Origin of the sequence: Lactobacillus sp. IBH004 (assembly GCF_026185255.2) — a bacterium.
GTDB classification, from domain to species: Bacteria; Bacillota; Bacilli; order Lactobacillales; family Lactobacillaceae; genus Lactobacillus; species Lactobacillus melliventris.
In genome coordinates this window covers 948302-971324 of the sequence record NZ_CP110217.2, presented here as the reverse complement: position 1 = coordinate 971324, position 23023 = coordinate 948302, and the positions used below count along the sequence as shown (strand labels likewise).

Genomic DNA, 23023 nt, shown 5'->3' with positions numbered 1-23023 from the left:
TGTTAAGATTTGAAAAATAAAATAGTTAAACTAGAATAATTTTGGCAAAAGTAGCTATTTTATTTATAGAAGAAAATTTAGCTTTATTCATAATTTATAGCAGGTTATGCATAAAAAATGCTTAATGTTTGATATAATGACAATTGATTAAAGAAAAGGTGGGACCTAAATTCTAATATGAAAAGGATATTACATAAGATGGATGTTTAGTTATTAAATTTATATACAGAAAGAGGCATGCGCAATGAAATCAGATATTCAAATTGCACAAGAAGCACACGCATTACCCATTAACGAAATTGCTGCTAAGGTTGGCTTAAGCAGTACAGATATTGAGCCATATGGCAATGATAAGGCCAAGATCAATTGGCAGGCAATTAAAAAGACACTGGCGAACAAGCACCTTGGTAAACTGATTCTGGTTACTTCAATTTCTCCAACTCCAGCTGGAGAAGGTAAATCAACAATGACTATTGGTCTGGGAGATGCCATTAACAATCAATTACACCAGAAAACGATGATTGCCTTGCGCGAACCTTCAATGGGCCCAGTTTTTGGCTTAAAAGGCGGAGCAACTGGTGGTGGACAAGCCCAGGTAATTCCAATGGAAGACATTAACCTCCATTTTACGGGAGATATGCATGCCTTGACAGCTGCTATTGACACTTTGGCAGCCTTAGTAGACAACTACATTTATCAGGGAAATGAACTTGGACTAGATCCTGACCGGATTCTCTTGAAACGAGGAATTGACGTAAATGATCGCAGTTTAAGAAATATTACTGTAGGACAAGGTTCAAAGTTCAACGGAATTGAGCACAAATCCAGTTTTGCAATCACAGTTGCCAATGAACTAATGGCCATTTTGTGTTTGGCTACCGACATTAATGATTTAAAAAAGAGAATTGGTCTAATGCTCGTGGGCTACACTAAAGATGATAAGCCTGTGTATGTCAAGGATTTGGGATTTGAGGGTGCAATTGCAGCCTTGCTTTCTAACGCCTTAAAGCCAAATCTAGTGCAAACAATTGAACATACACCCGCTCTTGTACACGGTGGACCTTTTGCCAATATTGCCCATGGTGCCAATACCGTTATGGCAACTAATTTAGCATTGCATTTAAGTGATTATGTTTTAACTGAAGCAGGATTCGGCAGCGACTTAGGTGGTCAAAAATTCATGGACTTTGTATCTGAGCATTTGGATAAAAAGCCTGATGCCAGCGTGGTCGTGGCGACCGTACGTGCCTTAAAATATCAAGCAGAAGGTACTACTGAAAACTTAAGTAAAGAAAATCTGTCTGCTTTACGTAGCGGTTTTGCAAATCTTAAGAGACATATGAACAATATGCGTAATTATGGTATTCCTGTGATTGTTTTAATTAATCATTTTGCAACTGACAGCGAAAATGAACTTTCGCTTTTACAGCAATTGATCAAAGAAGAAGGAATTGATTCTGTTGTCGTTGATTATCATGAACAGGGCTCAAAGGGCGGAATAGAAGCTGCGAAAGCTGTCCTTGATTTAGCAAATTCAGCAGCAGGCAAGCTAGTACCCACTTATCAAAAAGATGATAAGGTAAAAACTAAAATTGCTAAAATAGCACAAAAAATTTATCATGCAGCTAAAGTAGAATATACTGAAAAAGCCGAAAATGATATTCATGAACTTGAGAAAATGGGGAAGGATAGGCTGCCAGTCATTATTGCCAAGACACAGTACTCATTTACTGATAATCAAAAACTATTAGGAGCACCAACAGATTTTACTTTGCACGTGAAGGGCGCAAGTCTGAAAAATGGAGCTGGATTTATTGTTATCACCACTGGACATGTTTTAGATATGCCAGGATTACCTAAACACCCAGCAGCATTAGATATTGACGTTGACAATAATGGTAAAATTAGCGGCTTATTTTAAAAAGTATCAATGCAATTCTTATATTTAATTATTTCATTATTTATTGTACTTCTTGATCAGGGGTTGAAATCCTTTATTGCCGGTAATTACCAGCTGGGAGAAACGCAGCAGATTATTCCCCACGTTTTTTCATTTACTTATGTACAAAATGACGGAGCTGCTTGGAATATTTTGCCCGGTCAAATGGGACTTTTTTACCTGATTAGTATTATCGCTATCGTAATTTGTTTATATTACCTGTTACGAAACAATTTTCATAGTAAGCTTTTTGATTCTGGTGTAGCACTGGTTTTAGGCGGAATTATTGGCAATTTAATTGACCGTATTCATTTAAAGTATGTTATTGATATGATTCAAGTTGACTTTATTCACTTCAATATTTTTAATATTGCTGACTCTGCCATTACAATTGGCATAATATTGGTATTTATTTATCTACTCTTTTTTGACGAAAGCGAAAAAAACGATGCTAAATAAATACCAGCTTGTTATCCATGATGAAAAGGGCAGAATAGACAAAGTGCTGGCAAACGCAATTCCTTCTTTATCTCGTTCGCGAATTCAGGAATTGCTCCATGATCAAAATATCCTGGTTAACCAAAAAATAGTTAAGTCGTCCTATAAGGTTCAAAAAAATGACTTAATTACGGTTATTGTTCCAAAATTAAAGCCACTGGCTTTAGTCCCAGAAGATATTCCATTAGACATAGTTTATGAAGATCAAGACGTTATAGTAGTTAACAAGCCACAGGGTATGGTAGTCCATCCAGCTGCTGGACACCCAGATCACACACTCGTTAATGCATTATTATTTCATACGAAAAATCTGGCTAAAAGCCCTGAAGGATTTCGTCCGGGCATTGTCCATCGCATTGACAAGGATACATCTGGTTTATTAATGGTGGCCAAAAATGCTTTGGGGCGTGAAAGTTTAGAAGAACAATTGGCCACAAAAACTAATAAAAGACTGTATTTAGCAATAGTACACGGCAATTTTTCTGAAAAACAAGGAACAATAGAAGCTCCAATTGGACGCGATCATTATAATCGTAAAAAAATGGCTGTAGTAGCAAACGGCAAAGAAGCCATTACACATTTTACTGTTCTTGAACAATTTCAAAATTACAGTTTACTCAGATGTCAACTTGAAACAGGTCGGACTCATCAAATCAGGGTACACCTTGCTTATATTGGACATCCTGTTGCAGGGGACCCATTATACGGACCGCATCATACCTTAAAGGGAAATGGTCAATTTTTGCATGCTCAAGTATTAGGGTTCAGACAGCCAACAACTGGTAAATGGCTCGAATTTGCAGTAAAACCTCCACGAATTTTTTTGCAAAGACTGACTGAATTGAGAGAAAAAAGTGATTAAATGAAACGATATTTGATTCTGGAAAATGGTCAATCTTTTCCAGGAGAAGGATTAGGAGCTTCAATAATTTCTACCGGTGAGTTAGCAATTCAAACGGGTAATTTTGGTTATCAAGAAGCACTGACTGACCCAACCAATACAGGTAAAATTCTCGTATTTACTGCCCCAATGATTGGTGGCAACGGTATTAATGCTATTGACTATGAAAGCATTAATCCGACAGTAAAAGGAATAATTGCCAATGATGTTGCACAAAATATTTCCGAAAGTGGCAACTTTCAGGATTTAGCTTCTTTTTTAAAAGAAAAAAATATACCAGCAATTTTTAATGTCGATACCAGAGCCTTAGTTCATCTTTTGAATAAGGAGAAAACAATCAAAGCGTCGATTATGGACACAAATGATGAACACGCTTTTGACCAAATTAAAGCCTTGGTATTGCCCAAAAACAAATCTGCAGCTGTTTCTACTAAGAATGCCTATGCAGTACCTAATGTAGGGAAAACTGTAGCTATAATTGATCTTGGTTTAAAGCATTCCATGCTTAGAGAATTATCTTTAAGAAAGGTTAATGCTACAGTTTTACCATATAATGTTGCTGTGCCCGATATTGAAAATTTGCGACCGCAAGGAATTATCATCTCGGGAGGGCCTGGCAGGCCAAATGAATTGATGCCAGACCTAGAACCAATTCTCTCAGCATTTTATGGTCAAATTCCAATTTGGGGAATTGGCTTAGGGTTTTTAACATTAAGCGATTTTTTGAATTTTGAACTTGTCGACTTACCACAACCATATAATGGTATTAATTACCCTGTAATTGATCAAAATACAAACAAGATTTGGCAAGTGGCTATGAATATTGATCAACTGGTTCTGCCAAACAGCATTCAATTCAAAATGGAAAGAGAATTTTACGATCTTCACAGTGAATTACTTGCCGGTTACAGCAATAAAACCAATAAGGTAATTGGTACAGCTTTCAATGCCGAAGGAGCACCAGGAAGTCTAGATGCTCTTCCCATTTTTGATAACTTTGTAAAGATGATGGTGTAAACATGCCTTTAGATAATGATTTAGATAAAGTATTAATCATCGGATCAGGTCCAACTTTAGTCGGTAAAGTATCCGAAACTGATTTATTAGTTGAAGACGCTATTAATGCACTTTTTGAAGAAGATATTCAAGTTGTTTTAGTCAATCCTAACCCTGCAACTATTTCTACTGATAAAAAACCCGGCTTAACCGTATATCTTGAACCAATGACCTTGGAATTTCTCAAAAGAATAATTCGCATGGAAGAACCAAATGCCATTATCTCTGCTTACGGCTCTACAACTGGTTTAAAAGTTACCCGGGAACTTGTTCAAGATGGCATTCTGAGTCAAATGGGAGTGCGCTTGTTAACTTTAAACAAACGCACTTTGGCAATTGACAATCATCAAAAAATGAACGCTTTTCTGACAGAAAATCAGATTGAGGCCAGCAAATATTGGAATCTAACTGATTTCGATGCAATTAATTTGCAAAAACAACTGGAAGAGTCCGTTCACTTTCCTGTGATGCTTATCAAACAAAATGATTCAGCGCTTAACCAAAAAATTATTTTTAATAATATTGCTGATTTAAACGAATATTTACAAAAAGAAAAACGACTGGAAAATTTTTCGTTTGGCAATTATCACTTAGCAGAAGACTTATCTTCTTGGGACGAAATAATTGCCAATATTATTCGTGATGGCTCAGGGAATACACTTTTTACTAATCTAGCAGATACTATTGAGTCTGTAGCTATTAATGCCGGTGATTCGGCGGCTGTAATGCCAGCCTTGACCCTTAACAATGACCAAGTACAAAGGATTCGGACAATTGCCAAAAAAATAGCAGATAGTCTGCAAATAGTAGGAATTCTTAATATACATTTCGCCGTTAAACACGAAGGTACTAAATTTGCTGTCAAAGTTTTATCGATAAAACCCAGACTAACGCGTAGTGCTATTTGGTCTAAGAGGATAGGACTGTATAGTTTGGGTTATATTGTTTGTAAAATTGCACTTGGTTATCGTTTAGATGAAATTAAAGATCCGTTATCAGGACTTAATGCTGCAATCGAACCAACCTTAGACAAAGTAGCCATTAGGATGCCATTTTGGTCATTAACGCAATCTGGTAGCAATCATTACAAATTAGGCAGCATAATGCAGGCGAGTGGAGAAGCTATTGGTTTAGGTACAAATTTTGAATCTGCTTTTTTAAAAGGTCTGGCTTCAACAGTAAATATAAAAATGTCACTAAGCGTTTTGCAGGCGGAAAAAGCTAAGGATAAATCAGAAATTATTTCTGATCTAAAACAACCTGATGAGTTACATTTACTTAAGCTACTCGCTGCAATTGCAAAAGGTTTTAGTTATCAAGAATTACATGAAATTGTTCATATTCATCCAGTATATTTCCAAAAGCTGTTTCATATAGTTGAAATTGGTCATAAATTAGTAAATGAGCACTTAACCAATGAATTATTAATTGAAGCCAAAAAGAGGGGGTTTCGTAATCTTTTAATTGCTAACTTATCTATGATCAGTGTGGATGCAATTGAAAAAAGACTTGTAAAAATACGTTTAAAACCCGCCTTCCAGCAAATTGATGGCACTGCGGGAACCATTAAGCCATTAGTTAAAGCATATTATGGTTCATTTGGAGTTCAGGACGAAAGCCGAGTTTTGACTGCCTCTAAAAAGGTTTTAATAATTGGAATGCTGCCATCACAAGTGTCAGTTACGAGTGAATTCGACTACATGATAAGTCATGCAATTGATACTTTACATAATAATAATTATGACATTATTTTACTTTCAAATAACGATGAATCAGTTGCTATTAGCTACAAGAGAGTAGCTAAAGTTTATTTTGAGCCAATTACAGTTGAAAGTATTCTTCAAATTGCCAAGAAAGAAAAAATCAAAGATGTTTTAATACAATTTTCTGGTAAAGAAATGAATGCTCTGCGTAAGAAACTTATCGAAAACGGTCTGAATATTTTAGGTAACAAGGATGTTAATCCTAAAGATCGCATAAAACAGGCGTTAAATAAACCAGTAAAAAATTTAAGTCAAAACAAACTCCTAACGACTGTTAATAAAAGTGCTGCTCAGAAGTTCATTAAAGAACACGGATTTCCAATTTTAATTGGTGGTTTTAATAATTTGGGAGTAAAGCAAAAATCGGCTGTCGTTTATGATTTACCAGCCTTAAAAAAACATTTAAAAGAAAATCAGCTTTCTAAGGTAAGCTTATCTCATTTTATTGAGGGAAATAAATATGAGATAACTGCCATTTCAGATGGAAAAAATGTAACCCTTCCAGGTATCATTGAGCACTTGGAACAAACAGGTTCACATGCGTCAGATTCAATAGCTGTTTTTAAACCACAAAACTTATCCAAAACGGCCAAGAAATTATTAACTGAATTTACTATTGCACTAGTTAAGCGTATCAATATGCGTGGTATTTTTACTTTACATTTCTTAATTGTTGATAAGAAAGTATATTTATTACAAATTAAGCCTTATGCCGGCCATAATATTGCTTTTCTTTCCAAGGCTCTTGGTAAGGATATTACCAAATGTGCGACAGAAGTTTTAATCGGAAAGTCTTTGCCTGAATTAGGATACAAAAGTGGATTATGGCGTTCAAATAGCTTTATATTTGTTAAAATGCCAGTCTTTTCTTATATTAATTATCAAAGCGAAAATACGTTCGATTCTAAAATGAAGTCTTCTGGTTCTGTTATGGGCAGGGATACGGAACTCGCAAAGGCCTTATACAAAGGGTATGAAGCTAGTGGTTTAAAAATACCAAATTATGGAATAATTTTTATATCGGTGCGCGACGAAGATAAGAAAAAAGTTACAGAATTGGCTCAAAGATTTTATCGGTTAGGCTTTAAAATAATTGCAACCGAGGGCACGGCTAATGAACTGGCAGAAGCCGGTATTACAACTGGAATAGTGTCAAAAATTAGTCATGGCTCTCGCAGCTTATTAGACAAGATTCGCCAGCATAAGATTGATATGGTAATAAATATTACAAATTTATCTGATTCCGCTAGTGATGATGCAACTAGAATACGCGATGAGGCTTTGAATCAGAACATACCAGTGTTTTCAAGTATCGAAACTACTGAACTTATTTTAAGTGTTTTAGAGTCTTTATCATTAACCACTCAGCCGATTTAAAAAGCGAGGATGATTTCTTCATCCTCGTTTTCTAATTTATTCTCTTCGATAATACCCTGGTTTTTTCAGGGGTTACTTCAATTGAATTTTGACCAGTATAAATTACAAAGCCTGGTTTTGCTCCATTTGGTTTTTTGACACGTTTATCTTGAACATAATCGACTTGTACGTGCGCAGAATTTTTAGCTTTAGAGAAATATGCGGCAATTTCAGCTGTTTCTCGAATGTCCTCATCTGTCGCCTCAGCTGATTGCAAAATCACGTGTGAGCCCGGAATATTTTTAACATGAAACCAAATATCAGTTTTATTGGCCTTTTTTAAAGTTAACCAGTCATTTTGCAAATTATTCTTGCCAACTAAAACAGTTTTACCCGAAGATATACGAAATTTATTCAAATTTTTTTCGGTAATTTTCTTTTTCCGTTTTGGTTTTTGGGGCTTCTTCAAATATCCCTGGTTCATTAACTCTTCAGTAATTTGATCGATATCTTGCGGTTCAGCATTATCAATTGCGGTTTGAACAGAATCAAAATAATCTAAGTTATCCTGAGCAATAGATATTTGCTCTTTAACGTGTTTAATAGAATCACGTAATTTTTTATATTTAGTGAAATATTTCTGCGCATTACGGGCCGGAGAAAGGGCAACATCAAGTTTAATTTTTAGTGGGCGATTATTATCATAATAATTTGGCAAAGAAACCTCTGCCATCCCTGGCTTAACTTGCGATAAATTTGCGTTAAGTATTTCTCCTTGTATCCTGTATCCTTCAGAATTTTCTGCCTGTTCTAGCTGCTTTTTGAGCTTAACAATTTTTTTGGTTAATTTTTTGTACTCATTTTTGATTAGCCGCTCAATTTGAGCTGACTTTTGCCGTACCCAATCTTGATTTGACTGATACTCGTAAAACTCATCTAAAGCATGATTAATATCCGGATCAGCACTTTCTTTTGTCAGGTTAAGATGGTAGGGTAGGTAGGGAAAAATCTTACGTTTATTTTTTGGCGTTTTTAATATAAAAGCACCTTTTTTATTAAATTGATCCATAAAAGTTTTAAAGGACGAATAAGAAAAATCATCTTCCAAATAACCAGTGAGCTCCTGACGATCGTCACGATCCAGGCCACCAATTTGACTGGCAAAATCTACTGGATCAGAATGCATAGTTTTTTCTCTAAACTCTTTTTCTGTTATTTCAAAGCCGTTTATTCCAGATATTAAGGGCGGTAATTCATATTTTGCTTTAGGTAAAAGCAGCCGCACTCTGTTTTCATCTGGATTAATCCGTTTAAGCAAATCGATTATATGTCCACTTTTTTGATCATAAAGTATGACATTACTATGTCGTCCCATTAATTCTAAAGATAAAACTAACTGAACTTGATCTCCCAGCTCATTACGATTACTAAAATTGAAATTTACTATGCGGTCCACACCCAGCTGTTCAATTGATTGCAATACTGAACCTTCCAAATATTTGCGCAGTACCATGACAAAAGTAGGAGCCTTATCAGGATTGGCAATAGTCTGGCTAGTTATGTAAAACCGAGGGTATTGCGCATTTGCCGATAGTAACAACTGAATATTTTTGCGCTCTTTTCTAAAAGTTAATACTAAATCTTGTTCAAATGGTTGGTATATTTTTGAAAGCCGACCATTGATTATTTTTGGCTTAACACTATTTAAAAGACTATGTATGAATAAGCCGTCAAAAGCCATAATTATCACCTCAAAACACGCTTACTATTATATCAATTATTAAACAATTTGTATTCGCTTTAGGCAGATTTTATGATTAAATCTTAAAAAAGAGTACTAGTAATCATATATTAATTATAAATCTACTTTTTAAAGCAGCTATTGCAAAAAACTGATATACTGGTAATATAGATTTAAAGTTATCAATATAAATATTTATAAGCAAAAAATAATAGTAATTAATATTACTATACAGGTAACCCAATTGTTTCACAAACTAATTTTCTTTGGGAAAACATATGGACTTTTTAAATACATGCTTATAAGTTATTTTGGTTTTTATCAGAAAAGGTAGTTAAATGGATGTTTTATCTTTTAGCACAATTGCGGGAAATATAAAAAACGAAATAAATAGAAAATGTGGCTTAAATTTATCACAAACTAGAATTTTGCTATATTTCGATCAAAATAACAATACAGCTTTAAAAATGGGAGATTTAGCTGACAATTTAAAAATTTCGTTATCTACATTGAGTAGACAATTACAGCAGAAGAAAACAGTTAGTTTTATTACAGTTAAAAGATCTGAGAAAGATTCAAGCAAAATTGTTTTGTTAAATGAAACAGGACTTCAAAAAATTATCCAATTAAAACAAGTATTAAATGAGATAGAAGAAGCCTTGTTGCAAGGTCTTAGCAAACAAGAAGTAGCAACTTTTAACCGCATCTTCAGTGAGTTATTACAAAGAAGTGAAAAATAATTTGTTCTACTAGTTGATGGTCGAAACACTTATTTTTTTATGCTATAATTCTCGTATGTTGTACAGACAAAAGCGAAAGGTAAGTTAGATGAAGATTGCTTTAGTTACTGATAGTACTAGCGCCATAACAAAACAAGAGGCGGAAAAAAACAATATTATTGTTATATCTATTCCCATAATCATAGGTCAAAAAGAGTACTTAGAAAATGTTGATATTACTTCTGATCAGCTTTTTAAAATGCAAAGAGAGGGAGCTGATTTTCCTAAGACTTCTCAGCCAAGTAGTGGTGATTTAATTCGTCTTTTTGATCGCTTACATGACGAAGGGTATGAAGCTATTATCGCAATTACACTTTCAAGCGGAATTTCAGGTTTTTATCAGACACTTTGTAATATATCTGAAAACAATCCCAAATATAATCTACATGCTATAGATTCAAGGATGACAGTTCGTCTGCAGGGAAATTTGGTTTTAGCTGCAGCCAGAATGATAAAGAATGGTCTTGACCTTGATACCATTCTGGCAAAATTAGATAAAATCAAATCAACCATAGATGAGATTTTTGTCGTCAACGATTTAAAAAATCTGAGTCGTGGGGGACGTTTAAGCAATGCCACTGCTTTTATCGGATCCATGCTGAACATCAAGCCACTGCTTACTTTTAAAGATGGTGATATTGTGGCATTTGATAAGATTCGATCAATGAAACGAGCTTTTATCAAAATTAAGAGCTTGACAGTGGAAAAGATTGATAAGTTGCCTTATAAAGACCAAATTAAACTTTTTATCATTGATTCTAATGATAAAAGTCAAGCTGAAGAAGCAGAGGACTTTTTAAAGGAGAAATTTCCCAAGCAAAATATTTCAATAACTAAGTTTAGTCCGGTTATTGCAACGCATTTGGGAGAAAAATCTTTTGCCATTGGCTGGATGATAGATATTGATAAAATTGATTTAACAAAGTAAGAGCAACCTTTGAGAGGTTGCTCTTTTGCTAAGAAATTGGGGCTTTTTATGAAAAAATTAGACCAACTATCAAGGTGGGCAATAGAACTACAAAGTATTGCTCAAGATGGCATTGAATACGGCCACGATCGTTTTGATAGAGAAAGATACCAGCAGATAAGAGAAATTGCCACAAAGATGATGGCTGCTAAAACTGGTGAGCCGATTGATGTGATTAAGGGGTTATTTAGTAGTGATGACGGTTATCAGACACCTAAAGTATCTACCAGAGCAGCAATTTTTAATAACCAAAAAATTTTGCTGGTGAAAGAGTCTACCGACAATTTATGGTCAATGCCAGGCGGGTGGTGTGAACCAAATATGACGGTTAAAGCAAATTGTATAAAGGAGGCAGAAGAGGAGTCTGGTCATAAGATCGCGGTTGAGCAAATCATTGCCATAAATAACCATTCAACTAACATTCATGATAATAAACGAGTTGAACGCGCTATCAATGTATGCAATGTTATTTTTCTCTGCAGAGATTTAGGAGGAAAGTTTGTCAATAATACTGAAACTGAAAAATGCTCATTCTTTGACTTTGATAATCTGCCACCTTTGTCAGTACCACGAAACTCTTTAGCAGAAATAAAAATGTGCTTTGAGGCTAATCAAAGTTCAAATTGGCAGACAAGATTCGAATAACCAAAAAAGCAAGCACTATTATTATGCTTGCTTTTTACTATTGTTTTTATCAGCTTCAGTAATCTCATTTAAGGCAGCTCTTTGCTTTTTTTGATCGACGTGAGTATATAAATCAGTTGCAGAAGTTCCTTTTTGTCCCAGCTGCTGGGCAACCAAAACCTGGTCTTTAGTCACATCATATAATTCAGAAGCCACAGTATGGCGCAATTTATGAGGGGTAAGTGGATGTCCAAAGGCAGCTGAATATTTATTAACCATCTTTTCAATTGCACTGGCAGTAATTCTTCTTGTTTTATTGTGCCACCGTGTAAGAAAAAATGCTGCATCTTTTTTTGAGGCTGAATAGCGTTCCTGGCGAATCTTTTTATATCCTTTGACATAAATTATTGTCCATTCGGCAATTGGAACGCTGTCTCTTTGACCACCTTTACGTGTTACGTCCAACGTAGCCTTTCTAAAATTAATGTCAGAAACATCAATTCCAGCACATTCTGAGACCCTTATCCCTGTTCCCAAAATTAATGCAATAATTGCCATATCACGTTCTTTATTAACTTTAAAACCCGGTAGAGCATGTTTATTGCATTGAAGTTCGTATTTAGTAGCAATAAAGTCTAGAAACTGGTATTTTAATTTGCCGGTATACATGTGTGATTCAAGGACATGTGCACGGTAGTTCAGCGTTTCTGTATTATTGAGGGAATCAATTTTAAGCATTACATTTCGTTCAAAATATGGCTGACCATTAATATTATCAGCGGTTATGGTTAAAAACTTAAATAAGGACCTTAACGCATTTATGGAACGATTGATAGTAGTGGGGGAGTTAAGATTACCCTGCTTATTTTTGACGTGACCCAAATAGTTAATATAAAGCATAATGTCATTACGCTGCAGTTTGGCCAAAGTTTCGGTTTCAATTTTTTGATTATTTTTAGCCTGTGAAATGCCTTCTTGGCGCAGCCAGTCAAAGAAACGTCTGATTTCTGTTAAATATTGATAGGATGTAGCTAAAGAATGACTGGTACCAAAGTTATAATCTTTGACAAAATCCGGCATTTTTTTCAATTCATCATCGATTAGATCTAAGTATCTTTTTGTTTCCACGTAGCAAAATTCTCCTGACTGAAATAATTATGTATTCTATTATAAAGCAAAATCAGAATGTATGTTTGTCTTTTTTATTCTTGGTTACCTTAAAGAAAGGGGAAAAATCAAACAGATAGTCGCTCAAGTACATTTATCGCACAGATTATTGAACTGCGATTTATTTTGCTAGAAATTAAGAGGGTGATTTGATAAATATTATTTAGTTGTTTAAGCCTGATAATTAATTGCTATAAATAGAGTATTCAGATCAAAATTATAGAGCATTAGGAGAGAAAACCATGTAATTGGAGCTAGCTGCAGCGTACTTTAAAAGAGGGGAAACAGCTTTATTTTTAAGCTATACATTAACATATTTAAAGCAACAATTTAAAATATCTCGTTTAAAAACTTACGCGCTAATTGCTAACTTTGTGTGAGCCATAGAGCCTGATATAAAGAAAATTTTGACTGCAATATTTCCTTTATTTGCTTTCATTAAAACTATAATTTTAATGAAAGCAATAAAATAAATGTAACACCAAATTACTATTTCCAGTAAATCGCACACTTTCTTTATACCAATTAAAAAGACACTAAACTTACCACTTACATTAACGATTCACACTTATGATGATTTGCCACTTAATAAATACATAAACTTTTACGATTTAGAACTAGTTGTTTCTATATTAAATTTTGTGAATTCAAAGATGGAAATCTGTCTATGTAAGAAAAATTTAAATTACTACTGAGATAATTAATTGCTATTAAATGATCAGTTAAGCGGCTTTTGAATTTTAAAAGACTCTAAATACTTGTGTCAGCATAAATATTTTAACCAATGTATTTTGTTGATTAACCCTCTATCCTGAATTTTTAATATAACTTTACATAATATATATTATACGAAGTTGTATATTACTACTGCAGTATGATGAAATATATCAAACCTAAATCACCCGCTTGAACTCAAGCAAAAATTACTTGATATTCAAAAGTTGCTAAAAGTTTTCTGATAAAGACTAACAGTGTATTTTTATGATTTAGATAGAAATTTCAGTTTTAATTTACAATATAAGAATTATGCGAACAGATATAAAATACTACCCCAAAAAATAGTTAAACTATACGTCATTAATTTCTATATTCAAAATAACTAGAATAAATATGGAAAAATATAAATAAAAGCGCTTTCTAGGCTTTATAAATATATAAACCCAATTAGTTGTTCTCTTTTTTAAACAAGCGCCTTTCTACTCGCAGACCTGGCAAGCGAAAGCAGTCTTTGATATAATATTTGCCACTCTTTCCTTTTTCACTTTAAGGTTATTAATTGGTGCTTTTTTATTTTATTTTCTCAAAAAATAGCTTACAATACTATGTGGGGTATAGTTTAAAACATTTAGTTTGAGTTTAATTTTGCTAAAAGCAAGTGTTTTATTCATTATTTTTTTATTTTAATGTTTAATTCTATAATTAATCTGTTATTATAGAATATGGATTTATTTTTTTGAAAGGGTTGAATTTATTCCATGAGTATAAATTTAGGAAAAGAAATATGTCGCAGGCGACGTGAACAGAAATTAACCCAGGAGGATCTCGCTGAATTAAGCGATTTATCGGTCAATTTTATTTCCCGTCTTGAGCGTACCAAAAACCAGAATATTAGTATTCAAAAGCTTGACTCCATTGCCAGAGCCTTAAATACAACTACACCAGATATTATTATGAATGCCTATCGCTTTAAAGAAGTTAAAGTTGAAAATCATCAAGATAATACTCCAGTATTTATTAAGAAGGTTCTTAATGAACTTAGAAAAATGTCACCTGACAAAGCTGAAAGAGTATGCAAATCATTCATCATTTTGGCTAAGGAAATTAACAAAGATTAAAAAAACACGAAATAGATTTTCTCTATTTCGTGTTTTTTAAATTACTTAAAAGCTTCAGTTAAAGGTGGCACAACCTGTTTCTTTCTTGAAACAACACCTGGCAAGCTAATTTCAGAATCCTTAACCTCACCAAATGCCTTTTCAAATGAAGCCAAAGCCTCATCTGAACCTATAACTAATGCAGTTGAATCTGAGTCAAGTACATTAGTTATAAGCAGCATGAATAAATCGTAGCCTTCAGATTTTGCTGAATCGCTCATTGTCTTTAAGAAAGCCTCTTTACGTTCCAAAGCCTCTGGTAAGTCAACTACATTGATTTGAGCAACCCGAACGTTCTTACCGTTCAAATCAAATGATTTAGCATCTAAATCAATTAATTCTTCTTCCGATTTACTTGCTATATTAGTACCAGCCTTCAATTCTTCCAAACCATATTTTTGGTAATCCACATTAGCAATTTCTGCAAGTTCTTGAACGGCCTTTTTATCTCTCTCAGTAGTAGTTGGCGATTTTAGCAATAATGTGTCTGATATTATTGCAGAGAGCATAATTCCAGCAATATTTTGGGGAATTTCCACCTTAAAATGCTTGTACAGTCCAAACATAATCGTACTGGTGCAACCTACAGGTTCTGCAAGATAAAACAGAGGCATACTTGTATTAAAATTCATAATTCTATGATGGTCAACCACATGAGTTACAGTTACTTTATCAATATCGGAAACGCTTTGCTGCGGTTCATTATGATCGACTAGCATTACCTTCTGCACTTCATTAGCAGCTGTTTTAATAACTCTTGGTGCTTCAAAACCAAATTTCTTTAACGCAAAGGCTGTCTCATCGTTAGGCTCACCTAAAGCAACCGCTTCTGTATTGTAGCCTAATTTATTTTGCAAATATGAATAAGCAATTGCAGTTCCTATGGCATCTGTATCTGGATTTTGATGACCAAAAACTAATTCTTTTTCCATTTAACTTTCCCCTGTTTCTTTTAAATTTTTTACTTATCTTCTAGTTTACCTAATAAAACCTTTTCTTCCCAGTAAAATGTAAATTTTAGTTTAAATAATTTATTATGTCTTAGCACATGTATGAAGAATTATGCTTGCAAAAACTTTTTAAATTCGGCTAAAAAGTTTTCAATCCGAGGAACTTCTTTCTTACCCTTGCGATAAATAATTGATGTTGTAAATTTGGGAACACCTTTTAAAAATACTGGTGTTAAATCAATTTCGTCTTGGTGGAGCTGATAATATGATTCACCTACAACTGTCTCATAATCAGTTTCCTGCGCTGTATCAACCATTTGCTTGGTTGAAGTAAAGGTTAAAGGAACATTTAACCCGTTTTTAGCATTTAATTTAGAGCCTAATTTATCTTTTAACAATTGAGTTAAGTAAAAACTATCCGGATAAAGTACCCAATTTTTTCCTAAGAATTTGGAAACTGGGTATGCCTTTTTTGCCTTAAATTTAGAATTGTGTGTCAAAATTGTCAATCTCTCTTGTGTGACTTTCATTCGTTCATACTGATTCTGAATATTGGATTGACTTTTCTTAGCAGTTTCAGGAACATAAAGCAACCCTAAATCAATTAAATTATTATCAAGATTATACCAAAGATCTTTCCGGTTAAAATAAGAGACACTAATAGTTATATTCGGAAACTTTTGGTTAAACTCAATCAAAAACCGTCTGAGAAGATCAGAATCAACACTTTCTAAAACACCGATTGCAATATTACCCTTATCAGCCTGAGTAAATTCTTGAATATCACTAACCACAGAATTAATGGTTCCAAGCAATTGAATCGCTCCAGTTTGCAATTGCTTACCCGCTTCCGTTAGGTAAAGCTTTTTGCCCATCTGCCCAAATAACGGTGTTCCAATTGCATGCTCGATTTTCTTAATTTGTTGAGTTAAAGCCGGTTGAGTAATGCCCAGGATCTGGGCTGCCTGGGTATAATTCATAGTATCAATTAATTGCAAAAAATAATGTAAGGACTTGGTTGAGAGTATTGTATCTGTTTTAGGCATAAAATTATTCCTTCTATCTTAACAATAATATGGCTCTATATATATGCTATTATCAATCAAAAACCCCTTTGTGTCAAAGTATTATTGTAATTAAATAAAGCACTTTCACAATTTATTGATATCATTAAATAAACTAAAATTAATTATTGCTTAATGGCCTACTTAGTTTTATATTAACTGGCTCCCCGTCACTAGTAGTATCAATCACAAATGAACCATTCGAATATCTATCACCTAACGGATAAGCACTAGTTAAGATCTTTATGTGCCTCTTACTCTTAGTGGTTACAATCAGAGTATGGTCTTGCCCATAAGACGTAACTGCAACAATGCGGTGAGGTTTAGTTTTAAGTTCTCTTAATACAAGTACTCCTCGTTTAGCCCGTGATACTTTATTTACTAAATCAGCTTTAAATTGTTTAAATGCCCCCCTTTGTGTAATGATTCCAACATGAACCAGGTCAAGATAGTCAGGATTTATTAAGATATATGAAATGACATAGTCCGCAGGCTTCAGATTGACAGACTTTACTCCAAACGATTTGGCACCAGATTCTGGAATTTCTGCCAAATTATAGCGAATAGCATATGCATTATGAGTAAATAAAATTATTTCGTCATTACTGTTACTCTTAACTAAATCAACGCGGACGACCATACTGTCTGGTTTTTTCATTTTTACCGCTGTAATTGCTCGTGAACGATAAGTTCTTGTAGGCTGCAAATTACTTAATTGTAATTGTTTGATATAGCCATCGTTGGTAGCAAGTAAAAAGTTGACATTTTGGTTTAAATTGTCAAAGTCAAATACACGAATAATGTTTTCATCCTCATTTAAACCAATTTCTTGAGACAAATGTTGGCCAGTTTCCTTCCACTTTGCCTCAACTAGTTCATTTACCGGACGGTAAATGACATTTCCCCGACTGGTAAAAAGATATAAATTGGTTAAAGTAGATACTGTTTTTTCAAATACTACATCATCCCCGCTTGGTAAGCCGTTATCCTCATCATCACTCGACTGCCAGGAACGAATAGAAGATCTTTTCAAGTAGCCATCGCGACTTATCAACACACGTACTTGTTCATCGGCTACTAGAGCTTTTTCATCAATTTGGATCTTAGCATTTGCAGAAGAAATTTCGGTCCTTCTTGGATTACCAAATTCTTTTTTAACAAGTGATAGTTCTTTAACTATTTCCTTTTCCAAAGTTTTGTTATTAGATAAAAGCTCCTTAAAACGGGCTATCTTTTCACTTAATTCCGTTTGCTCTTTAACTAAAGCATCTACATCGGTATTAGTAAGTCTATATAGTTGCAAAGAAACAATTGCTTCTGCTTGTCGAGCTGAAAATTCAAATTCATTAGACAAATTTTTCTTAGCTTCGGTCTTATTCTTTGATGCCCGAATGACTTTGATAACTTGATCTAAAATGTCCATGGCATGAATCAAGCCCTGGATAATTTCCAGACGTTCTTCAGCTTTATTTAAATCATACTTAGTTCTTTTGGTAACTACTTCTTTTTCATGTTCTAAGTATGAAGACAAGATATGCTTTAAACCAACCTGCATTGGCGTCATGTGATCAATCGCAACCATATTGAAATTATAGGAAACCTGCAGTTCAGTATTTTTAAAGAGATAATTTAAAATATTTTGTGCATCGGCGCCCTTTTTCAATTCGACTACAATTGACAAACCATGACGGTCAGTTTCATCCCGAACCTCAGCTATACCATCAATTTCTCTGTTAAGCCGAATCTCATCCATTTTTTTAACTAACAGGGCTTTATTAACAGCAAAAGGAATTTCCGTAATTACAATTTCCTCACGGTGCCCTCTTATTTCTTGAATAGAAGATTTAGCTCTTACCTGAATACGGCCACGTCCTGTTTCATAAGCTTCACGCAAGCCCTTTTCACCCAGAACGATGGCACCAGTTGGAAAATCAGGACCTTTGACAAATTGCATCAGATCGGCAAGAGTAGCATTAGGATTTTTTAACAAATAGATAGTGGCATCAATTACTTCGGTTAAATTATGTGGTGGTATTTCCGTGGCGTAACCTGCTGAAATACCGGTAGAACCATTAACTAGTAAATTGGGAAAACGTACCGGTAAAACGGTGGGCTCATACTCGGTATCGTCAAAATTCAGGACCATATTGACTGTATTTTTATCAATATCCTGCAGTAACATGTTAGATATTTTACTCAAACGAGATTCAGTATAACGCATAGCTGCGGGGCCATCCCCGTCCATTGAGCCGTTATTACCATGCATTTCAATTAATGGCTCACGCATTTTCCAATCTTGTGAGAGGTGGACTAAAGCTCCATAAATTGAACTGTCACCATGAGGGTGAAAATTACCCATAATATTACCCACAGCTTTAGCTGCTTTTTTAAATGGTTTGTCGTAAGTATTGTTATCCTGGAACATGGCATAAAGGATTCTTCTTTGCACGGGTTTTAGCCCGTCACGAATATCCGGTAAGGCCCGTTCCTGAATAATGTATTTGGAATATCTTCCAAAACGTTCACCCATGACCTGCTCAAGCGGCATTTCACGAATTCGTTCTTTTGTAGCCATTAATTAAAAACCTCTTTTATTCATTTTCTTCTTCTAAAATTGAAGTGTTATCGCCTAATCTAAACTTAACATTTTCTTCAATCCATTTTCGTCTGGCTCCAGCCTTATCTCCCATTAATGTGGTAACGCGCCGTTCTGCCAAAGCAGCATCATCGATTTTGACACGAATAAGCAGTCTGGTTTCCGGATCCATAGTTGTTTGCCATAATTGCTCGGCATTCATTTCTCCCAGTCCCTTAAATCGCTGTAAAGTATAACCGCGACCCATTTTCTTTTCAGCGGCAGCAAGCTCTTCATCGGTCCAGGAATATTGCACTTGGGCCTTTTTACCACGACCTTTTTGCAGACGATAAAGAGGCGGCAGAGCAATATAAACTTTACCATGTTCAATCATTGGCCTCATATAACGGTAGAAAAAGGTTAACAACAAAATCTGAATATGGGCACCATCATCATCGGCGTCCGTCATGATAATTACCTTATCGTAATTGGAATCTTCCACGTTAAATTCGGTTCCGACTCCGGCGCCGATAGTGTAGATCATAGTGTTAATCTCTTCATTCTTAAAGATATCTTGGAGCTTGGCCTTTTGGGTATTCAAAACTTTACCACGTAAAGGCAAGATAGCCTGGAACTTACGGTCTCTACCTTGTTTTGCGGAACCACCAGCTGAGTCACCCTCAACCAAAAATAATTCGTTCTTTTTGGGGTTGCGTGATTGTGCTGGAGTTAACTTACCTGAAAGCACTTCTTTTTTGCGCCGTTTTTTACCATTTCGACTTTCATTGCGCGCTTTTTTGGCAGCTTCACGAGCATCCCTTGCTCTTTGCGCCTTTTTTACCAGCTCTTGAGCCAGCTCACCTTTTTCCATTAGGTAGTAAGACATTTTTTCATAGACAATCGCATCAACTACAGATCTTGCTTGCGGAGTGCCTAATTTACCTTTAGTCTGCCCTTCAAACTCCAATAGCTCTTCTGGGATCTTAACTGATAAAACCGCGCTTAAGCCCTCACGATAATCCGACCCGTCAATATTTTTATCTTTTTTCCCTAACAAGCCTTGTTTCTTGGCATAATCGTTAAAAGCACGCGTAAAGCCACTACGAGCTCCTACTTCATGAGTACCACCGTCTGAAGTGCGCACATTATTAACAAAAGAAACCAGATTTTCTGAGTAGCTGTCACTGTATTGACCGCTAAACTCAACTTCAATTTCATCTCGTTTTCCGGAAAAATAAAAAACATCGCTTAAAGAATCTTTGCCCTCATTGAGATATGAGACAAAAGCTTTAATGCCATCATCATATTTAAAGTCATCATGATGTTCGGGTTCACGTTCGTCAGTTAAAACAAAGCGTACGCCCTTTAACAGAAAAGCAGACTCTCTGATGCGCTCTTGAATAGTTTCATACTTATATCTGATTGTTGAAAAAATTTTCTCATCAGGTTTAAAAGTAATGGTAGTGCCTGTCGGCTCTTTAGTTTTACCCAAACATTTTAAAGTTCCAACTGGATGACCACCATCTTTGAACTCTTCTTCATAAGCAGTGCCTTCTCGCACAACTTTCACGTCCATATAACTGGAAAGAGCATTAACCACAGAGGATCCAACCCCATGAAGTCCACCTGAAGTTTTGTAGTTTTGCTCGGTAAACTTACCCCCAGCATGTAAAACGGTTAAGATGACTTCGATAGTGGGCTTACCCGATTTATGCATTCCAGTAGGCATACCCCGGCCAAAGTCACGAACCGTCACACTGTTATCTTTATGAATCGTCACGTCAATTTCGTTACCGAATCCGGCCATCGCTTCATCAACCGAGTTATCTACAATTTCGTAGACTAGCTGGTTTAAGCCATGCACATCAGTCGACCCAATGTACATTCCCGGCCGTTTACGCACGGCCTCCAGACCATGAAGAATCTGAATTGATGAGTCATCATAAGAATTTATTTTTTTATTTGTTTTAACCAAATAGACTCCTCCAGTTAAAAATCATTTATTATTTAGCCCGCAAACGCAATAATCTCTGCTAAAATAGCATTAGACTTTAAGAGAGTGGGATAAAAATGATAAATTTAAATTTAATTCTGATATTTATTCTAGCATATTTAATAGGGTCTTTTCCTACAGGCGTGATCGTCGGTAAAATCTTTTTTGCTGAAGATATTAGAAACTATGGCTCCGGCAATATCGGTACCACCAACTCTTTTCGCGTCTTCGGACCATTTGCCGGCAGTGTGGTTCTCATCGTTGACGTTTTAAAAGGAACACTTGCTACCAACTTGCCAAGGATATTTCATCTTAATGTGCCCAAATATATCCTATTAATTTCGGGTGGTCTGGCGATCTTAGGACATACATTCTCTATTTTTCTCAAATTTAAGGGCGGTAAAGCTGTAGCAACCAGTGCCGGCCTCTTCTTAGGTTATAATCTCAAGTTCTTTGGCATTTGCGCTCTTATTTTTCTACCATTAGTTTTTATCACGTCTTATGTCAGCCTTTCAAGCCTGATTGCTGTGGTTCTGATATTTATTGCAACTTTCTTTTTTCATGATGTTTTTTTGGAAATCATTGTTGGCTGCATCATGATTATCTTGTTTATTCGTCACAGAAGCAATATTAAACGCTTATTGCAGCACCAAGAAAATATTATTCCCTTTGGCTTGTGGTATTGGTATAAGAAAAAGCACCACAAACTATAATTGCATAGCAAATAAATACGGCCTAGCCTCAACAGCTAGCTATTATATTATAGATGTATGAACACTTGTTCGCAATATTTAATTTTTATTTTGGTGATATAAAAAAAGGAAGCCTGGTACTTCCTTTTTTGCGTCTATTATCTTGAACTCAAAATTTATTCGTCTTGGTCATGAAAAGCCATGCTAAAACCAGCAGTAAAAGTTTCTCCCGCTTCCAGATGGTTCATACCATACTTCTCTTCCAGCTTTTGGTTGGTATCAAAGCGGTCTGCTATCCCCCACCACGGTTCAATACAGACATAATCTGCAGTTGTCGGGTATTGTGACCACACACCCACAAAAGGTGCATCTCGCAACCAAACATTTACATGAAAATTATTAGCATCAGTTTTTAAAGATATCCTATTATCGTGGCCGCGCATTTGAAAAATCAGCGCGTCATTTTTAAATAGATGATCACTAAGAGTAATTAAGCTATTAGTAGAAGCCAACGACCGATTAGGCCAATCTAGAAATGCGCCTTTCAAAGGGATATGAACACGCGCACGAGAAGGTTTGGTACTAAAGTAAAAATCTTCCTTAGATAAGGTATTACTTGTAGGAATATTGAATCCAGGGTGACCACCAATACCAAAGATCATTTCGCTATCCGTTTTGTTAACAACAGAGAAGTTTTCTTCTAAGAGATTATTGAGTAAATTGTAATTCACTCGTAGTTCAAACTTGAACGGATAAACCTTCCTGGTCTCTTCAGAGTCAGTCAGCAAAAATGTAATGCTTTCATCTGTATGACGCACCACTTGAAACTCTAAATCACGGGCGAAACCATGTTGAGTTAAATGATAGGTTTTCCCTTGGTAAGTATATTCGTCATTTTTTAGTCTGCCGACTATTGGAAAAAGAACAGGTGCATGCCGATTCCAGACTTGAGGATCTGCCTGCCAAATATACTCATATCCACTATGTAAACTTTTTACACTTTGCACTTCAGCACCTTTACTAGCGATTTCAACTTTAAGAATGCTATTTTTGATAGTGTAATTCATGTTTAATCATCACCTTT

General features: G+C 35.1%; 17 protein-coding genes. 10 read left to right on the top strand and 7 right to left on the bottom strand.

Annotated features, from left to right (window positions below; genetic code table 11):
- Positions 1-244 precede the first annotated feature (244 nt).
- The 5 genes from LDX54_RS04895 to LDX54_RS04875 are packed head-to-tail and all read left to right on the top strand — an operon-like array spanning position 245 to position 7534.
- Positions 245-1921 carry a formate--tetrahydrofolate ligase gene (locus tag LDX54_RS04895; RefSeq protein ID WP_174794456.1) on the top strand — a complete coding sequence of 559 codons (1677 nt, stop codon included), beginning with the start codon at positions 245-247 and terminating at the stop codon, positions 1919-1921.
- Between the two features lie 9 nt (positions 1922-1930).
- Positions 1931-2398, top strand: coding sequence for a signal peptidase II (lspA, locus tag LDX54_RS04890; RefSeq protein ID WP_265666725.1), 468 nt, complete (start codon positions 1931-1933; stop codon positions 2396-2398).
- Positions 2388-3299: an RluA family pseudouridine synthase gene (locus LDX54_RS04885; RefSeq protein WP_265666726.1), complete on the top strand. Its 912-nt coding sequence runs from the start codon at positions 2388-2390 to the stop codon at positions 3297-3299. The genes lspA and LDX54_RS04885 overlap by 11 nt, the downstream gene beginning before the upstream one ends.
- Positions 3300-4355, top strand: coding sequence for a carbamoyl phosphate synthase small subunit (locus LDX54_RS04880; RefSeq protein WP_265666727.1), 1056 nt, complete (start codon positions 3300-3302; stop codon positions 4353-4355).
- Positions 4356-4357: 2 nt separating this feature from the next.
- Positions 4358-7534, top strand: coding sequence for a carbamoyl phosphate synthase large subunit (locus tag LDX54_RS04875; protein ID WP_265666728.1), 3177 nt, complete (start codon positions 4358-4360; stop codon positions 7532-7534).
- 31 nt (positions 7535-7565) lie between these two features.
- Here the strand turns inward: LDX54_RS04875 and LDX54_RS04870 are convergent, their stop codons facing one another.
- Positions 7566-9254 carry an NFACT RNA binding domain-containing protein gene (locus tag LDX54_RS04870; protein ID WP_265666729.1) on the bottom strand — a complete coding sequence of 563 codons (1689 nt, stop codon included), beginning with the start codon at positions 9252-9254 and terminating at the stop codon, positions 7566-7568.
- A 338-nt stretch (positions 9255-9592) separates the two neighbouring features.
- Here LDX54_RS04870 and LDX54_RS04865 point away from each other — a divergent pair, with 338 nt between their 5' ends.
- The 3 genes from LDX54_RS04865 to LDX54_RS04855 all read left to right on the top strand — a co-directional run bounded on the left by LDX54_RS04865 (position 9593) and on the right by LDX54_RS04855 (position 11645).
- Positions 9593-9994 carry a MarR family transcriptional regulator gene (locus LDX54_RS04865; protein WP_265666730.1) on the top strand — a complete coding sequence of 134 codons (402 nt, stop codon included), beginning with the start codon at positions 9593-9595 and terminating at the stop codon, positions 9992-9994.
- Between the two features lie 88 nt (positions 9995-10082).
- A complete protein-coding gene (locus tag LDX54_RS04860) occupies positions 10083-10961 on the top strand; it encodes a DegV family protein (protein WP_265666731.1) in 879 nt (292 codons plus the stop codon).
- Positions 10962-11009: 48 nt separating this feature from the next.
- Complete coding sequence (locus LDX54_RS04855) at positions 11010-11645, top strand: NUDIX hydrolase N-terminal domain-containing protein (RefSeq protein WP_265666732.1); 636 nt, start codon at positions 11010-11012, stop codon at positions 11643-11645.
- A gap of 21 nt (positions 11646-11666) precedes the next feature.
- Here LDX54_RS04855 and xerS read toward each other — a convergent pair whose 3' ends face one another.
- On the bottom strand, positions 11667-12752 hold the full coding sequence (gene xerS / locus LDX54_RS04850) for a tyrosine recombinase XerS (RefSeq protein ID WP_265666733.1): 1086 nt from the start codon (positions 12750-12752) through the stop codon (positions 11667-11669).
- A 1514-nt stretch (positions 12753-14266) separates the two neighbouring features.
- On the opposite strand from xerS, the gene LDX54_RS04845 reads away from it, so the two are divergent.
- Entirely contained in the window at positions 14267-14626 is a 360-nt protein-coding gene (locus LDX54_RS04845; RefSeq protein WP_034979176.1) for a helix-turn-helix transcriptional regulator, read from the top strand.
- 41 nt (positions 14627-14667) lie between these two features.
- Here the strand turns inward: LDX54_RS04845 and LDX54_RS04840 are convergent, their stop codons facing one another.
- The 4 genes from LDX54_RS04840 to parE form a co-directional block, all read right to left on the bottom strand.
- Entirely contained in the window at positions 14668-15597 is a 930-nt protein-coding gene (locus tag LDX54_RS04840) for a manganese-dependent inorganic pyrophosphatase (RefSeq protein ID WP_046324819.1), read from the bottom strand.
- 128 nt (positions 15598-15725) lie between these two features.
- Entirely contained in the window at positions 15726-16661 is a 936-nt protein-coding gene (locus LDX54_RS04835) for a LysR family transcriptional regulator (protein WP_265666734.1), read from the bottom strand.
- 139 nt (positions 16662-16800) lie between these two features.
- The gene (parC, locus tag LDX54_RS04830) at positions 16801-19254 is read right to left on the bottom strand and encodes a DNA topoisomerase IV subunit A (protein WP_265666735.1); all 2454 of its coding nucleotides are present in this window, start codon (positions 19252-19254) and stop codon (positions 16801-16803) included.
- A gap of 16 nt (positions 19255-19270) precedes the next feature.
- Positions 19271-21229 carry a DNA topoisomerase IV subunit B gene (gene parE / locus LDX54_RS04825; RefSeq protein ID WP_265666736.1) on the bottom strand — a complete coding sequence of 653 codons (1959 nt, stop codon included), beginning with the start codon at positions 21227-21229 and terminating at the stop codon, positions 19271-19273.
- A gap of 95 nt (positions 21230-21324) precedes the next feature.
- On the opposite strand from parE, the gene plsY reads away from it, so the two are divergent.
- Positions 21325-21960 (top strand): glycerol-3-phosphate 1-O-acyltransferase PlsY, encoded by a 636-nt coding sequence (plsY, locus tag LDX54_RS04820; RefSeq protein ID WP_046324815.1) that lies wholly within the window; start codon positions 21325-21327, stop codon positions 21958-21960.
- 155 nt (positions 21961-22115) lie between these two features.
- On the opposite strand, the gene LDX54_RS04815 is transcribed toward plsY, so the two are convergent.
- Positions 22116-23006, bottom strand: coding sequence for an aldose 1-epimerase family protein (locus tag LDX54_RS04815; RefSeq protein ID WP_198202466.1), 891 nt, complete (start codon positions 23004-23006; stop codon positions 22116-22118).
- Positions 23007-23023 lie beyond the last annotated feature (17 nt).